This window comes from Thioalkalivibrio sp. AKL10 (assembly GCF_000381845.1).
In the GTDB taxonomy this organism is placed as follows: Bacteria; Pseudomonadota; Gammaproteobacteria; order Ectothiorhodospirales; family Ectothiorhodospiraceae; genus Thioalkalivibrio; species Thioalkalivibrio versutus.
The window spans coordinates 562,733-578,570 of record NZ_KB907143.1; the positions used below are offsets into that span (position 1 = coordinate 562,733).

Genomic DNA, 15,838 nt, shown 5'->3' on the forward strand with positions numbered 1-15,838 from the left:
CCTCCAATCCACGCCGTCATCCGCTCTTCTGCAATCGTGTGATGAAGGCCTCCATGGCCATGCTCGGGTCCGCGGCACGCGTGATCGGCCGGCCGACCACGATGGCGCTGGCCCCGGCCGAGATCGCCCGTTCGGGGGTCATCACCCGCTTCTGATCGTCCCCGCCCGCGTCCTCCAGCCGAATTCCGGGCGTTACCAGCAACGGTTCCTCGCCGAGCAGGCGGCGCAGCATGGCGGCCTCCTGCGCCGAACAGACCAGCCCTTCCAGGCCCGCCTTGCGCACCGCCAGTTCGCCCAGAAGACGCACCTGCTCGGCCGGTTCCCGATTCACGCCGATCTCACGCAAGGTACCGGCGTCACTGGAGGTCAGCACCGTTACGGCCAGAAGCGCCGTCGTGTCATTCGTCTCGCGCACCGCCGCGTGCGCGGCGCGCATCATCTCTTCACCGCCACTGGCATGCACGTTAATCAACCAGACACCGGTCCGCGCCGCGGCCCGACAAGCCGCCGCCACCGTATTCGGGATGTCGTGGAACTTCAGATCCAGAAAGACCCGAAAACCCAGGCCGTGCAGACGGTGCAACAGGTCGGGCCCGGCGACCACGAACAGCTCAAACCCGACCTTCAGCGCGCACTGGGCGGGATCGAGCTTTCGGGCGAACGCCAGTGCGGCTTCGGCTTCGGAAAAATCGAGCGCCACAATCAGGCGCGTTGCAGGTTCCGGAATCGGATTCATGAACGGGGACTCCCTTCGCGGATTAGCGCCTCCTCGGCGGCCTCCGTCGTCTGATCAATGTCGAAGTCGAGACCGCGCAGCGTATCCCAGCGACGACAGCTTGGGCACTGCCACACATGCGCGCGCCCTTGATAGCCACAGTTCACGCACTGGTACAGATGCTGGCTCCCGAGCTGGTCCGCCAGGGCCTTCTCGAATGCCGCAAACTCGGTGCTGTATTGCTGGACCGCCGGGAGAATCTTCATCCAGCGCACCGCCTCCAGCAATCCCGAGGTCGGCACCGGACGCTGTGCCAGGATCGAACCCAGCTCCATCAGCGCGGCATCCAGCCGGCCCGTACGTCGGTAAAGACGCATCAGGGCAATGCGCGCCATCGTGATCCCACGGTTGCGCGCGAGATCGTCTAGGAGCTCCTCCAGCTGACCCAGACGATTCTCCCCAGGCAGCTCTTGATGCAACCGCTCGATACGCGGTACCAGCAAGGGCGCCAGTTGCGGGGTACGCGCCACCGCATCGCGTCCGAATCCGATCGCCTCGCGGATCTCGCCCCTGCGTGCCGCGATCTCCGACTGGATCAGCAATGCCCGCGAAAGCCCCGGCACCAGGCCCTCGGCCTGTTCCGCGCGCGCCCTGGCGCTTTCCCAGTCACCCTTGTCCAGCGCGATCTGGGCCAGTTCGCAATGATAATGCGCGATCCGCTGATGCTCGTGCGCGACCCCATGTTCCTTCAGCCGGTCGCCCACCTCGATCGCACGCTCCCATTCCCGCTGGGTCTCGTAGACCTGACGCAGGCCTTCCAGTGCGGCGATCGCCTGATGCGGCGAATCCGCCAATTCGCGAAACACCGCCTCCGCCCGATCCAATACGCCGGCCAGGAGAAAATCCTCGCCCAGTTCGCACAGGGCCTGCGCCCGCTGCGCCGCAGGCAACGTGGGCCGCGCGACCAGGTTCTGATGGATGCGGATGGCGCGATCGACCTCGCCTCGACGCCGGAACAGCCGGCCCAGGATTACATGGGTCTCGAAGGTTTCGTGATCGACTTCCACCATTTCGATGAAGGCCTGAAGGGCATCATCCGTGCGGTCGTCGAGGAGGTGGCGCACACCTTCCAGGTAGCGATCCAGTGACGGCTCCCGTTCCTCACGGTCTTCCGGCACGCCGTAACGCGCGAGCCACCAGCCACTTGCAGCCGCAATAGGGAGCAGCAACCAGAACCAGTCGTCGATCATGAGCGAGAATGGGTCCCGGATGAGAAAAGAAACGTGGGGGGCGTCAGTGGCCGCATGCGCGCCACGTGACTAGTAGAAATCCCGCATGGGTGCGGTACGCAACTGCTCGACCTCGACCTTGAGGGCATGGTTCTGTTCGCGCAGGTCTGCAATCTTTTGACGCAACCGGCGCAGCCGCAGCCAGAGTACGAGCGAAGCCAAAACGACCCCGAACAGGGCCGCAATCCCGAGGAACACCACGAGCGGCGCCTCGATCTGCACACCGGGTAACGCAAGGGTCACCAGGTCTTCGTTCAATACAACAAGAATGCCAACAGCGGACGAAATCACGATAAGCGCGGCAAAGGCCACGGCATTGCGAATCTGCTGTCGACGTCGGTCGTCCACGGACGGTCCCTAGTCGTTCCCGTCGATGGAGCCGTTTACCCGTTCGCGCAATTCCTTGCCGGGCTTGAAATGGGGGACATGCTTACCGGGCAAGGCAACGCTTTCACCGGTCTTGGGGTTACGTCCCAGCCTTGGGGGCCGGAAATGGAGGGAAAAACTGCCGAAGCCGCGAATCTCTACCCGCTGCCCATTGGCCAGCGCATGACTCATCCGTTCGAGTAATGCCTTGACCGACATCTCGACATCCCTGGCAGGCAAATGAGGCGATTTCCGGGCGAGGTTCTCGATCAATTCCGATTTGGTCATCAGGCACTCGTCACAGACAGGAAGGAAACCCGGTTTCCCGGAACAAAATGGCCCACGGCACCTTCCGGCACCGTGGGCCGCCGCAGAACGGGCTTAGTCGTTCTTGTCCATCTGCTCCTTGAGCAGATCGCCCAGGGTGGTACCGGTACCGGCATTGCTGCCGTAATCGGACACCATCTCGGCTTCCTCGGCGCGATCCTTGGCCTTGATCGACAGGCTGATGGCGCGGGTCTTCTTGTCCACGCCCATGAATCGGGCTTCGACGGTTTCGCCAACCTTCAGCACGGTGCTGGCATCCTCCACACGATCCTGGGAGATGTCGGCGGCACGCAGGATTCCGTCGATGCCGTCGGCCAGTTCGATCACCGCGGCCTTTGCGTCCACTTCCTTCACGGTACCGGACACGATGCTGCCCTTGCTGTGCTCGGCCACGAAGTTGGCGAACGGATCGCGGTCCAGCTGCTTCAGACCCAGGGAGATGCGCTCGCGCTCGGGATCCACGGACAGGACCACGGCCTCGACCTCGTCACCCTTCTTGAAGTTGCGGATCGCCTCTTCGCCGGCCTCGTGCCAGGACAGGTCGGACAGGTGAATCAGGCCGTCGATGCCGCCTTCCAGGCCAACAAACACACCGAAATCGGTGATCGACTTGATCTGGCCACTGACCTTCTCGCCCCGGTTGTGGTTGGCGGCGAAGTCGTCCCACGGGTTGGACTGGCACTGCTTCATGCCCAAGGAGATGCGGCGGCGCTCTTCGTCCAGGTCCAGGATCATTACCTCGACCTCGTCACCGATGGCAACCATCTTGCCCGGGTTGACGTTCTTGTTGGTCCAGTCCATCTCGGACACGTGCACCAGGCCTTCCACGCCGTCTTCGATCTCCACGAAGCAGCCGTAGTCGGTGATGTTGGTGACCTTGCCGAAGATCCGGGTGCCGGTCGGGTAACGACGGGTGATGTTCTCCCACGGATCCTCGCCCAGCTGCTTCAGGCCCAGCGATACGCGCATGCGTTCGCGGTCGAACTTCAGGACCTTGACCTCGACTTCCTGGCCGATCTCGACCACGTCGGACGGGTGCTTGACACGCTTCCAGGCCATATCGGTGATGTGCAGCAGGCCGTCGATGCCGCCCAGATCCAGGAACGCACCATAGTCGGTCAGGTTCTTGACGATGCCCTTGACCTGCGCGCCTTCCTGCAGGTTCTTCAGCAGCTCTTCGCGCTCGGCGCTGTATTCCTGCTCGACCACGGCACGACGCGACACAACCACGTTGTTGCGACGGCGATCCAGCTTGATGAGCTTGAATTCCAGCTCTTTGCCTTCCAGATACGCGGTATCACGCACCGGACGGACATCCACGAGTGAACCCGGCAGGAACGCCCGGATATCGCCCAGCTCGACGGTGTAGCCACCCTTGACCTTGCCGGAGATCTTGCCGGTGACGTACTGCTCTTCTTCCATCGCACCTTCGAGACGGTCCCAGGCCTTGGCTCGCTTGGCCTTCTCGCGCGACATGCGCGTCTCGCCGAAACCGTCTTCCGGGGTTTCGAGGGCCACTTCGACGACATCGCCGACCTTGACCTCGAGCTCACCCTCTTCGTTCATGAACTGCTCGGTGGGAATGACCCCCTCGGACTTCAGGCCGGCGTTCACCACGACGACTTCCGGGGTGACCTCAATGACGGTGGCACTGAGGATGGCACCCGGCTGCATCTGGGTGTAGGCCATGCTCTCTTCGAGCAGTTGCGCGAAACTTTCACTCATGGATTTGTGAACCTGTGGTTTAACAAATGCTTGCAGATACTTCCTGCAACCAGTTCTAGACGTTTATGATCCCGCTTCCGACGGCTTATTCCGCGGGGCGGGGGCTTTGTTCCGGGAGTACGTCCCGAAGGCGTTCCAGGATCATGTCGACCACGCCGACGATGTCCAGGTCCGTGGTATCCACTTCCCAGGCATCTTCGGCGGGCTTGAGGGGGGCCACGCTGCGTTCGCGATCACGCCGGTCGCGGGCCTCCATCTCGTCCTGAAGGGCGGAGAGATTAGCACTAAGTCCTTGTTCCTTCAACTGCATGTATCGCCGCCTGGCCCGCTCCTCGGCCGAGGCCGTCAGGAAGATCTTCAGGTCCGCTTCGGGGAACACGACCGTGCCCATGTCGCGCCCGTCGGCGACCAGCCCCGGGGCCTTCGCGAAACCGCGCTGACGCTCCAACAGCGCCTCGCGCACCGCCGGAATCGCAGCCACCTGCGAGGCGTCACTGCCCGTCTGCTCCGTGCGCAGCAGTTGGTCCACGGGTGCACCTTCCAGCAGCGTGGTCACGGCCGTGGCATCCCGATTGACCTCGAAGTCCACATCCAGACCCGCGGCCAGCCGGGCCAGTGCCTCCTCGTCGGTCAGTTCCACGCCGTGCTGCCGCGCAGCCAGCCCCAACAGCCGATAGAGGGCTCCGCTATCCAGAAGATGCCAACCCATCGCCGCCGCCACGCGCATGCAGACCGTGCCCTTCCCTGCACCGCCGGGGCCATCAATGGTCAGTACCGGAATGGCCGTACTCATGCCGCCTCCAGTTGCAGTCCAGCCTCACGCGCCAGCGCCACGAAGCCGGGGAAAGAGGTCCCCACGTTGGCGCAATCGCGGATGCGGATCGGCGCTCGGGCACGCAGCCCGGCCATCGCGAACGACATGGCGATGCGGTGATCGCCATGACTGTCGACCTCGCCCCCAGTGAAACCGTCACCGCCCTGGATGCGAATGCCATCCGGCTGCACTGCGCAGTCCACGCCCAGCGCGGCCAGACCATCGGCCATCACCTGGATACGATCACTTTCCTTGACCCGCAGCTCCTCCGCGCCGGTCAGGACCGTCTCGCCCTCGGCACAGGCCGCGGCGACGAAGATGGCCGGGAATTCATCGATTGCCAGTGGCACCAGGTGCTCGGGGATCTGGATCCCCTTCAGAGTGGCCGCCTCGACCTCGAGATCGGCCACGGGCTCGCCACCTGCCTCGCGCTGATCGAGGACGCGGATCTCGGCGCCCATCAGACGCAGGATGTCGATCACGCCGGTGCGCGTCGGGTTGATCCCCACATGTTCCAGGCGCATGCGCGAGCCGGTGGCAATCGAGGCACCGACCAGAAAAAACGCCGCCGACGAGATATCCGCTGGCACATCCACCGGGCTTGCGACCAGGCGACCGCCGCCCTCTACACAGGCACGGGGTCCGTCGCGCTCCACGTGATAACCGAATCCGGCCAGCATCCGCTCGGTGTGATCGCGGGTGGGCGCCGGCTCGGTCACGCAGGTCCTGCCATCCGCCCAAAGACCGGCCAACAACAGGGCCGACTTCACCTGGGCACTGGCGACTTTCAATACATGGTCCGTACCCCGCAACGGGGCCCCGCCATGTACCCGCAACGGTGGCGTCCCGGTCGCGCTGGTATCGATGTGCGCACCCATGTGCGCGAGTGGGTCGGTGACTCGGCGCATCGGGCGCCCGCTCAGGGAGCGATCACCGACCAGCTCGCTGTCAAACGCCTGGCCGGCCAGTACGCCGCACAGCAACCGCATCGCGGTCCCCGAGTTGCCCATGTCCAGCGCCGCTGCCGGGGCCTTGAGCCCGTGCACGCCGGCACCCTGAATGCGTACATCGCCTGGACCGGTACGTTCGATCGCCACGCCCATCGCACGAAACGCCTCCAGTGTCGCAATACAATCGGCCCCCTCGAGGAATCCGGTCACACGCGTCTCCCCCTCGGCCAGCGCACCCAGCATGATCGCCCGGTGGGAGATCGACTTGTCGCCCGGCACGCGGGCGCGGCCCGAAAGCTGCCCTCCGGGCTGTACGGTAAAGGTATTCATCGATTTTCAGGTATCCAGTTGTGCGTCCGCGGGGTCGCAAAGGCGATCGCGGGTTTCCTTGGCGTGTTCAAAGCTCTGTTCGATGGTCGCGGCATCGCCGTGCTCGATAGCGCTGCGCAAACCCTCCAGATCGGCCTGGTACTGCCCGATCACCTCGAGGATGGCGGTGCGATTGGCGAGGCAGATATCCCGCCAGACCACCGGATCGCTGGAGGCGATGCGCGTGAAATCGCGAAAGCCCCCGGCGGCGTAATGAAAGATCTCGTCGCGCTCGCTCATGTTCGCAAGCGACGACACCAGTGTGAAGGCCAGCACATGGGGCAAATGACTGGTCGCGGCCAGCACCCGGTCGTGGTGCGCCGGAGTCATGTACTCGACCCGCGCCCCGGCGGCCTGCCACATCGCGGCCACTCGGTCGGTCGCCAGCGCATTCGTGGCATCGACCGGTGTCAGGATTACCAGGCGCTCACGGAACAGGGTGGCAAAGGCCGCCCCCACCCCGCTCTTCTCGGTCCCCGCAATCGGATGGCCGGGGACAAACGCGCGCGGGACCTTGCCGAAGCCGGTACCCACCGCATCGATTACGGCCTGCTTGCTGCTGCCCACATCGGTCAGCGGGCTGTCTTCGGGCCACGCCGCAGCCAGGTCGCGCGCCAGTGGCTCCATCGCCCCCAACGGGACGGCGAGCACGCCCAAGTCCGCGCCCTCGGCGGCCTCGGCGACATCGGTGGTCCAGCGATCGATCACGCCCAGGCGCTGCGCCTCGCGCAGGTTGTCTGCATTGCGCGAACAACCCACGATCTCGCGCACGGCCCCCGCCTCGCGCAGGGCCAGGGCCAGCGAACCGCCGATCAACCCAACGCCGAAGATGACCAGCCGTTCGATCACGCCAGGGCCTTTTTCAGGGCCGCGAGAAAGCGGTCATTGTCCGCACGGGTCGAGACCGTGACACGCAGATGCCCGGGGAGACCGTAATTCTCTACCGGGCGCGTAATCACGCCGTCGCGCAGCATGGCGTCATATACCGGGCCCGGGTCGCGGCCGGTATCGAAGGTCACGAAATTGCCCACCGACGGAATCACACGCAAGCCCTGCTCGCGCAAGGCGGCGCTCACCTGGCGAACCCCCTCCCGATTGATGGCCACCGACTTTTCCACATGCTCGTGGTCGTCCAGCGCGGCCAGGCCGGCCGCCTGGGCAATCGCATTCACATTGAACGGCTGGCGCACTCGATTCAGCAGGTCCGCGATGGCCGGCGAGCTAACCGCATAGCCGAGGCGCAGTCCGGCTAGGCCCTGGATCTTGGAGAAAGTCCGGGTGACGATCAGGTTCGGATAGCGATCCAGCCATTGCGTGGTGTCCGGATACTCGGCCTCCTCGACATATTCGAAATAGGCCTCGTCGATAACGACCACGGTCGTCACCGGCATCGCGGCCACGAAGGCTTCGAGCGCCGCAGCATCCAGCCAGGTGCCGGTCGGGTTGTTCGGGTTGGCCACGAACACGACCCGCACATCGCCATCCACCCGCGCCTGCATCGCGTCAAGATCGTGCCCGAAGGGCTGTTCCGGATGGTCGGCGGGCAGCGCCGCGGCAACTCGGGCCTCGGCATCCACCGCCTGAGTCACCAGCGGATAGACCGCAAACGCGTGGGCAGAAAACACGGCAGCACGCCCCGGCGCCAGCCAGGTCCGTGCAACCAACTCCAGCACCTCGTTGGAGCCATTGCCGAGGGTGATCTGCTCCGGGGTCACGCCATGGCGTTCGGCCAGACGTGCCTTCAGCTCGAAGCCATTGCCGTCGGGATAGACATGCGCATCGGCCAACGCCACGCGCCCGGCTTCCACCGCAAGGGGCGACGGGCCCAACGGATTCTCGTTGGAGGCCAGCTTGACTGCCTGGGTAATCCCCAGTTCGCGTTCCAGCGTGGCCACGGGCTTGCCCGGCTGGTAGGGGCTAAGCCCCTGGACGCCAGCAACCGCCAGAGTCACCGGATCAAACGCCGGGCCGGCCGTAGCGGATACGGAAGGATTGGATGCCATGCGGAAACCTCGGGGATTCAGGTGGCGGCCTGGGGATAGCTCCCCAGCACCTTGACGGTATCGGCGCTTGCGCGCAGCTGCTCCAGACATTCGCGGATCAGCGGATCCTGCTGGTGGCCGACCAGGTCGAGAAAGAAGACGTAGTTCCACGGCGTGCAGCGCGACGGGCGCGATTCGATACGGGTTAGGCTGATACCCGACTCCGCAATCGGCTTGAGCAGCGAATACAGCGATCCCGGGCGATTGGCGGTCGTCAGCATCACTGAGGTGCGATCCGCGCCACTGGGTTCCGTGGTGCCGGAACCGATAATCAGGAAACGTGTGGTGTTGTCGGCGCGATCCTCCACGTGCGGCGCCCGCACCGGGATCTGGTAATGGTCGGCCGCGGCCTGGCTGGCGAGTGCCGCCACGGTCGGGTCCTGCGCCGCAATCTCGGCTGCGCGGGCGTTGCTGGAGACCGCCTCGCGTTCGGCGTGCGGCAGCTCCGCGTCCAGCCACTGGCGGCATTGCGCCAGCGCCTGGGCGTGGGCCAGCACGCGCCGGACTTGACTGAGATCCTCGGCGTGCGTCAGCAGATGGTGGTGAATCGGGGTCACGACCTCACCGCAGATCTGCAGCGAAGAATCCATGAAGCAGTCGACCGTGTGGGTTACCACCCCCTCGGAGCTGTTCTCGATGGGCACCACGCCGAACTGCGCGCGACCGGTCTCCACGGCGTCGAACACGGCATCAATGGAGGCCAGTGGCTGGGTCTCGACCGCATGGCCGAAATGCTTGCGCGCCGCCAGATGGGTGAACGTGCCCACCGGTCCCAGATAGGCCACATGGAGCGGATGCTCCAGCGCCAGACATTCGGACATGATCTCGCGGAACAGCCGGGTAATCGCCTCGCCGGACAGCGGGCCGGGGTTCTGCTCACGCACCCGGCGCAGGATCTCGGCTTCGCGCTCCGGACGATAGAACACCGGATTGCTCTCCTGGCTGCGCTTCACGCGGGCCACGGCCTCGGCACAGCGGGCACGCTCGCTCAGCCGCTCGAGCAGCTCGGCATCCAGCGCGTCGATGCGCGCCCGCAGGGCAGCCAGATCCTCCTGGCCGTCGGCGGGCTGCGACGAATGAGGGTCCCCGGCCACGATCTACAGCACCCGCGCCCGCAGCACGCCATCGATCTCATGCAGTGCATCCAGGGTCGCCTGGTCCGGCTGGCCATCCACATCCAGCAGGGTGTACGCAATGTCACCGCGGGAGTCGTTCATCAAGTGCAGGATGTTGATGTTGGACTCACCCAGGGTATGCGAGATGCGCCCGACCCGGTCCGGCAGGTTGCGATTGACGACGGCGATCCGGGTATCTCCCTTGCGATCCAGCACCAGGGTCGGGAGATTCACCGAATTGACCACGTTGCCGTTTTCCAGATAATCACGCAGCTGATCCGCGATCATCACCGCACAATTCTCCTCGGATTCGGTCGTCGAGGCCCCCAGATGCGGCAGGGTGATCACCCGCGGGTGCCCCATCATGGCCTGCACCGGGAAATCGGTGATGTAGGCGTGCAGGCGTTCGGCGTCCAGCCCCTCGTGCACAGCGGCGTCGTCCACGATGCCCTCGCGCGCCAGGTTCAGCACCATCGCCCCGGGATTCATCCCGCTCAGGTTCTTCGCGTTGACCAGGTTGGCGGTGTTCTCGGTCAGTGGCACATGCACGGTGACCGCATCGGCCCCCTCCATCGCGGCTTCCACCGAGCGCGCGCGCTCGATGCCGGAGTCCAGACGCCATGCGTTCTCCACCGTGACCTTGGGGTCGAAGCCCACCACCTCCATGCCGAGCGCCCGCGCGGCATTGGCCACGCCCACACCGATCGCACCCAGGCCGAGCACAGCCAGGCGCCGGCCGGGCAGTTCAAAGCCGGTGAACTTCTTCTTGCCGTGCTCCACCGAGGACATGAAGTCCTCCTTGGTGGGGTCCAGCCCCTGCACGTAGCCTGCCGCCGGCAACAGATTGCGCGCTGCCAACAGCAGACCGGCAATCACCAATTCCTTCACGGCGTTGGCATTGGCGCCCGGGGCATTGAACACCGCCACCCCGCGCTCGGACAGCGCCTCCACCGGGATGTTGTTCACCCCGCTGCCGGCACGCCCGACAGCCAGGACGGAATCCGGGATATTGACCGAATGCAGGTCGAACGACCGCAGCATCAAGGCGTCTGGCTGGTTGATGTCCGACGCGACCTCGTAGTGGTCGCGCGGGAAGCGGTCCAGCCCACGCACGGCGATGTTGTTGTAGGTCTGAATTCGGTACATCACGACCTCCTGGCCCGGTAGTTACGCCCGGCGACCACGATTCGACAGGATCAGGCGTGGCGGTTCTCGAAGTCCGCCATGAAATCGATCAGGGCATCCACGGAGCTTTCCGGCACAGCGTTATAGATACTTGCGCGCATCCCGCCCACCGAGCGATGTCCCTTCAACGAGGACAGGCCGGCCGCATCCGCCTCGTTGAGGAACGTCCCGTCGAGGGAATCGTCCGCCAGGATAAACGGCACATTCATCCACGACCGGGCCGTGGGCTCGACCGGGTTGCGATAGAAGGCGGAGTTGTCGATGTACTGGTACAGCTTGGCGGCCTTGCGCTGGTTGGTCTTGCCCATGCTCTCCAGGCCACCCTGCTCCAGCAACCATTCGAACACCAGCCCGGCCAGGTACCAGCCAAAGGTCGGCGGGGTGTTGTACATCGAATCGTTCTTGGCCTGCAGCGCCCAGTCCAGCACCGCCGGCACGTTGCCCTTGTCGCGCTCCAGCAGGTCATTGCGCACGATCACCACGGTCAGGCCGGCCGGACCGATGTTCTTCTGCGCCCCGGCATAGATCACGCCGAACTTCGACACATCGATCGGACGCGACAGGATGGTGGAGGACATGTCCGCCACCAGTGGTACGTCCCCCACATCCGGAATTTCCGGAAACTCGACCCCGCCGATGGTCTCGTTCGGGGTGTAGTGCACGTAGGCGGCGTTCGGATCCAGGTTCCACGAGGCGCGATCCGGGATCGAGTCGTACCCGCTCGCTTGCGAGCTGGCCACGATATTCACCGGCCCGTACTTCTGAGCCTCCTTGATGGCCTTGCCGGACCAGGCCCCGGTATCGATGTAGTCCATACCCCGGCCATTCGCCAGGTTCATCGGGATGGCGGCAAACTGCCCGGTCGCCCCGCCCTGCAGGAACAACACCGTGTAGTTGTCGGGGATGTCCATCAGCGTACGCAGGTCCTGCTCGGCCTTCTCGGCCACGGCCATGAAGGGCTTGCCGCGGTGGCTCATCTCCATCACGGACATCCCGGACCCGCGGAAGTCCAGCAGCTCGTCACGCGCCCGTTCGAGCACCGCCTGAGGCAGGGCCGCCGGCCCCGCGCTGAAGTTCATCACTCGCGTCATGCCTGTTCTCCATCGTCACTGGATTCGGGACCCGTCTCCGGGTCCGTCCCGATTTCCGATTGACCGGGCTCTTCATCGTCTTCGACGCCGTCCTCGCCTTGCAACTGGGCGACCCGGGCGAGCTCGACCAGGTTTTCGTCCTCATCGAGACGGATCAGACGCACGCCCTGCGTGTTGCGACCGATCAATGGAATCTGGTCGATCGGTGTCCGCACCAGCGTCCCGCCATTGGTGATCAGCATGACCTCGTCGTCGTCCAGCACCCGTGCGGCCCCGACCAGCAAGCCATTGCGGCCCTCGGTCTGGATCGCGATCACGCCCTGGCCACCACGGCGATGCACCGGGAATTCGTCGAAACGGGTGCGCTTGCCGTAACCGTGTTCGGTCGCCAGCAGCGCCGATCCCTCGTCGACATTCAGCAGCGCGATCACCCGCTGGTCATCCTCCATGCGCACGCCGCGCACGCCGCAGGCCGTCCGCCCCATGGCGCGCACGTCGCTCTCGTGGAAACGCACGGCCTTGCCGGCCGTGGTCACCAGCATCACGTCGAGGGTGCCGTCGGTCAGGGAGACATCGACCAGATGATCCCCCTCGCGCAGATCCACCGCGATGATGCCGGAGGCGCGACGGCGCGAGAAATCCGTCAGCGGAGTCTTCTTCACCGTTCCCTGCGCGGTCACCATGAATACATAGTGATCCGGGTCGTACTCGCGCACCGGAAGGATCGTGCTGATGCGTTCATCCGCTTCCAGCGGAAGCAGATTGACGATCGGCTTGCCGCGCGCGGCCCGCGACCCCTGCGGCAGCTCGTAAACCTTCAGCCAGTACACCCGGCCGCGGCTGGAGAAGCACAGGATCGTGTCGTGCGTATTGGCCACCACCAACCGGTCGATGAAATCCTCTTCCTTGAAGCTGGTCGCCGCCTTGCCGCGACCGCCCCGGCGCTGGGCGCGGTAGTCGGCCACGGGCTGGTACTTCACGTAGCCGGCGTGCGAAAGCGTGACGACCACGTCTTCCTCGCCAATCAGGTCCTCCAGTGTCAGGTTGGCCTGGCGCGCGCGGATCTCGCTACGGCGTTCGTCGCCGAACTGCTCGGCCACCCCTAGCAGTTCGTTGCGGATTTCCTGTTGCAGGCGGTCGCCCGAACCGAGGATATCCAGGAGGTCTTCGATCAGCTCCAGAAGGTCGCGATATTCGTCGAGGATCTTGTCCTGTTCCAGCCCGGTGAGGCGGTGCAGACGCAGATCCAGGATCGCCTGGGCCTGGGCCTCCGACAGCCGATAACCATCCTCGCTCACGCCATATTCCGGCGCCATGTCCTCGGGACGCGAAGCACTGGCCCCGGCGCGATCGAGCATGTCGCTGACCACGCCCAGCGGCCAGGCGCGCGCCAGCAGCCCGGCCTTGGCCTCGGCCGGGTTCGGCGCGGCACGGATCAGTTCGATCACTGGATCGATATTGGCCAGCGCAATCGCCAGGCCTTCCAGGATGTGGGCGCGTTCGCGCGCCTTGCGCAGATCAAAGATCGTGCGCCGGGTCACCACCTCGCGGCGATGACGCAGGAAGGCCCGCAGCACCTGGCGCAGATCCAGCACCTTCGGCTGGCCATCTACCAGCGCGACCATATTGATGCCGAAGACATTCTGCATCTGGGTGTGCATGTAGAGGTGGTTCAGGACCACCTCGGCCATCTCGCCACGCTTGAGCTCGATGACCAGGCGCATGCCGTCCTTGTCCGACTCGTCGCGCAGCTCGGAGATGCCCTCCATGCGCTTTTCCTTCACCAGCTCGGCGATCTTCTCGGTCAGACGCGCCTTGTTCACCTGGTAGGGCAGCTCGGTGACGACAATCGCCTCGCGCTGGCCGCCTTCCAGCGGCTCCACGTGCGAGCGTGCCCGGATCAGGACCCGGCCGCGACCGGTCCGATAGGCCTCGCGCACGCCATCGATGCCGTTGATGATGCCGGCGGTGGGGAAATCCGGCGCCGGCACGTGTTCCATCAGGCCGTCGATGGAGATGTCGGGGTCATCGATCAGCGCCACGCAGGCGTTGACGACCTCGCGCAGGTTGTGCGGCGGAATATTGGTCGCCATCCCCACCGCGATGCCGGCGGAACCATTGACCAGCAGGTTGGGAAACTTGCTCGGCAACACGGCCGGCTCGCTCTCGGAGCCGTCGTAGTTGTCGGTAAAGTCGACCGTTTCCTTTTCGATATCGGCCAGCAGCTCGGCCGCGATGCGCGCCATGCGCACCTCGGTGTAGCGCATGGCCGCCGGCGAGTCGCCGTCGATGGAACCGAAGTTACCCTGCCCGTCTGCGAGCATGTAGCGCATCGAGAACGGCTGCGCCATGCGCACGATGGCGTCGTAGACGGCGGAGTCGCCATGCGGGTGGTATTTACCGATCACGTCACCGACCACACGCGCCGACTTCTTGTACGGCTTGTTGTAGTCGTTGCCCAGCTCGCGCATCGCGTAGAGCACGCGGCGATGGACCGGCTTGAGGCCGTCACGGACATCGGGGAGGGCCCGGCCCACGATTACGCTCATCGCATAATCGAGGTAAGACTGCTGCATCTCGTCTTCGAGATTGACCGGAAAAACTTCCTTGGCAAATTCAGCCATCGAGGGTTACGCCGTCCGTCTGAACAAGCTCGCGATGATACCACAGGGGTAACCACTGGGGGCGCCCTTTTCTCCCCTCAAAACGGTTCTCCGAGGCTCTCAGGCCCGAGGGCGGCCGGTGCCGGCCCCATTTTCCCGGGTGTCAGGCCCCGGTCGTGGTGGATTCCGCGGCCGCGGGCTCGCGCAGTGTGGCCAGGCGCTCCCGCGTCGGGGCCTCGACCACACCGCGTTCGGTGACGATGGCATCGATCAGGTCCGCCGGGGTCACGTCAAAGGCCGGGTTGTATCCCCGCGCACCGTCGGCGGCCACGCGCTGGCCGGCCAGCGCCAGCACCTCGTCCTCGCCGCGCTGCTCGATGGGGATGCCCGATCCGTCTGCCATCTCGAAGTCGATGGTCGCCACGGGCGCCGCAACCATGAAACGCACCCCGTGGGCCCGCGCCAGCAACGCCAGGCCATAGGTGCCGATCTTGTTGGCGGTATCGCCGTTGGCGGCAATTCGGTCCGCCCCGACGATCACCCAGCCCACCCGGCCGGAGCGCAACAGGCTGGCCGCCGCACCCTCGCACAGCACCTGCACCGGAATGCCGTCGTGCACCAGTTCCCAAGCGGTCAGTCGGCTGCCCTGCAGCCAGGGGCGGGTCTCGTCGGCAAACACCTCCTTGATACGCCCGGCATCCCAGGCGGCCCGGATCACACCGAGCGCGGTGCCATAGCCCCCGGTTGCCAGCGAACCCGTATTGCAGTGGGTCAGCACGCCACGCCCCGGCTCGATCAATTGCGCACCCAGGGCGCCCAATTGCCGATTGCCGGCAATGTCCGCCTCCAGCATCCGCTCGGCTACCGCCCGGGTCTCGCTCACGGCCGCATCTACTGACTGGCTGGCGGCCACGACCGCCTGCATGCGATCCAGCGCCCAGAACAGATTCACCGCTGTCGGGCGCGAACCGCGCAGGGTCTCGATATCGGCGGCCACCCGCGCACGCCAGTCGTGCTGACCTGCCGCTCGCTGGCAAGCCAGCACCACACCGAATGCCGCCGTGATGCCGATCGCCGGCGCCCCGCGAACGACCATGTCGCGGATCGCCACGGCCACGGCGGGCGCGTCCTGATAGGTTTGCCAGACGCTCTCCTGCGGGAGGCGGCGCTGGTCCAGCAACTGGAGCGCGCCCTCGCGGAAGCGGATGGGACGGATGGTGTCGGAATGTTCGCGATTCATCCGGTCA

14 protein-coding genes are annotated in these 15,838 nt (G+C 65.2%); all 14 read right to left on the reverse strand.

Translation table 11 applies throughout. From position 1 onward, the window contains the following. Positions 1-16: 16 nt before the first annotated feature. The gene (pyrF, locus tag G333_RS0108475; protein WP_019628201.1) at positions 17-736 is read right to left on the reverse strand and encodes an orotidine-5'-phosphate decarboxylase; all 720 of its coding nucleotides are present in this window, start codon (positions 734-736) and stop codon (positions 17-19) included. Continuing rightward, positions 733-1,965: a tetratricopeptide repeat protein gene (locus G333_RS0108480; protein WP_019628202.1), complete on the reverse strand. Its 1,233-nt coding sequence runs from the start codon at positions 1,963-1,965 to the stop codon at positions 733-735. Before G333_RS0108480 ends, pyrF begins: the two co-directional genes overlap by 4 nt. Positions 1,966-2,034: 69 nt before the next feature. After that, positions 2,035-2,352: a lipopolysaccharide assembly protein LapA domain-containing protein gene (locus tag G333_RS0108485; protein WP_018145703.1), complete on the reverse strand. Its 318-nt coding sequence runs from the start codon at positions 2,350-2,352 to the stop codon at positions 2,035-2,037. Between the two features lie 9 nt (positions 2,353-2,361). Next, positions 2,362-2,658, reverse strand: coding sequence for an integration host factor subunit beta (locus G333_RS0108490; RefSeq protein WP_018937599.1), 297 nt, complete (start codon positions 2,656-2,658; stop codon positions 2,362-2,364). A gap of 93 nt (positions 2,659-2,751) precedes the next feature. Beyond that, positions 2,752-4,422 carry a 30S ribosomal protein S1 gene (rpsA, locus tag G333_RS0108495; protein ID WP_018650149.1) on the reverse strand — a complete coding sequence of 557 codons (1,671 nt, stop codon included), beginning with the start codon at positions 4,420-4,422 and terminating at the stop codon, positions 2,752-2,754. Positions 4,423-4,507: 85 nt separating this feature from the next. After that, positions 4,508-5,215 (reverse strand): (d)CMP kinase, encoded by a 708-nt coding sequence (cmk, locus tag G333_RS0108500; RefSeq protein ID WP_018937600.1) that lies wholly within the window; start codon positions 5,213-5,215, stop codon positions 4,508-4,510. Continuing rightward, positions 5,212-6,516 (reverse strand): 3-phosphoshikimate 1-carboxyvinyltransferase, encoded by a 1,305-nt coding sequence (gene aroA, locus G333_RS0108505; protein ID WP_019628203.1) that lies wholly within the window; start codon positions 6,514-6,516, stop codon positions 5,212-5,214. Before aroA ends, cmk begins: the two co-directional genes overlap by 4 nt. A gap of 6 nt (positions 6,517-6,522) precedes the next feature. Further along, a complete protein-coding gene (locus G333_RS0108510) occupies positions 6,523-7,404 on the reverse strand; it encodes a prephenate dehydrogenase/arogenate dehydrogenase family protein (RefSeq protein ID WP_018176811.1) in 882 nt (293 codons plus the stop codon). Then, positions 7,401-8,558, reverse strand: a complete 1,158-nt coding sequence (hisC, locus tag G333_RS0108515; RefSeq protein WP_019628204.1) for a histidinol-phosphate transaminase — start codon at positions 8,556-8,558, stop codon at positions 7,401-7,403. Before hisC ends, G333_RS0108510 begins: the two co-directional genes overlap by 4 nt. A 17-nt stretch (positions 8,559-8,575) precedes the next feature. After that, positions 8,576-9,691, reverse strand: a complete 1,116-nt coding sequence (gene pheA, locus G333_RS0108520; protein ID WP_019628205.1) for a prephenate dehydratase — start codon at positions 9,689-9,691, stop codon at positions 8,576-8,578. A gap of 3 nt (positions 9,692-9,694) precedes the next feature. Continuing rightward, positions 9,695-10,858, reverse strand: coding sequence for a 3-phosphoglycerate dehydrogenase family protein (locus G333_RS0108525; protein WP_019628206.1), 1,164 nt, complete (start codon positions 10,856-10,858; stop codon positions 9,695-9,697). Between the two features lie 50 nt (positions 10,859-10,908). Next, complete coding sequence (gene serC, locus G333_RS0108530) at positions 10,909-11,988, reverse strand: 3-phosphoserine/phosphohydroxythreonine transaminase (protein ID WP_018937605.1); 1,080 nt, start codon at positions 11,986-11,988, stop codon at positions 10,909-10,911. Beyond that, positions 11,985-14,612, reverse strand: a complete 2,628-nt coding sequence (gene gyrA, locus G333_RS0108535; RefSeq protein WP_018951432.1) for a DNA gyrase subunit A — start codon at positions 14,610-14,612, stop codon at positions 11,985-11,987. The genes serC and gyrA overlap by 4 nt, the downstream gene beginning before the upstream one ends. 142 nt (positions 14,613-14,754) lie before the next feature. After that, positions 14,755-15,831: an S-methyl-5-thioribose-1-phosphate isomerase gene (gene mtnA / locus G333_RS0108540; RefSeq protein WP_019628207.1), complete on the reverse strand. Its 1,077-nt coding sequence runs from the start codon at positions 15,829-15,831 to the stop codon at positions 14,755-14,757. Positions 15,832-15,838: the final 7 nt, after the last annotated feature.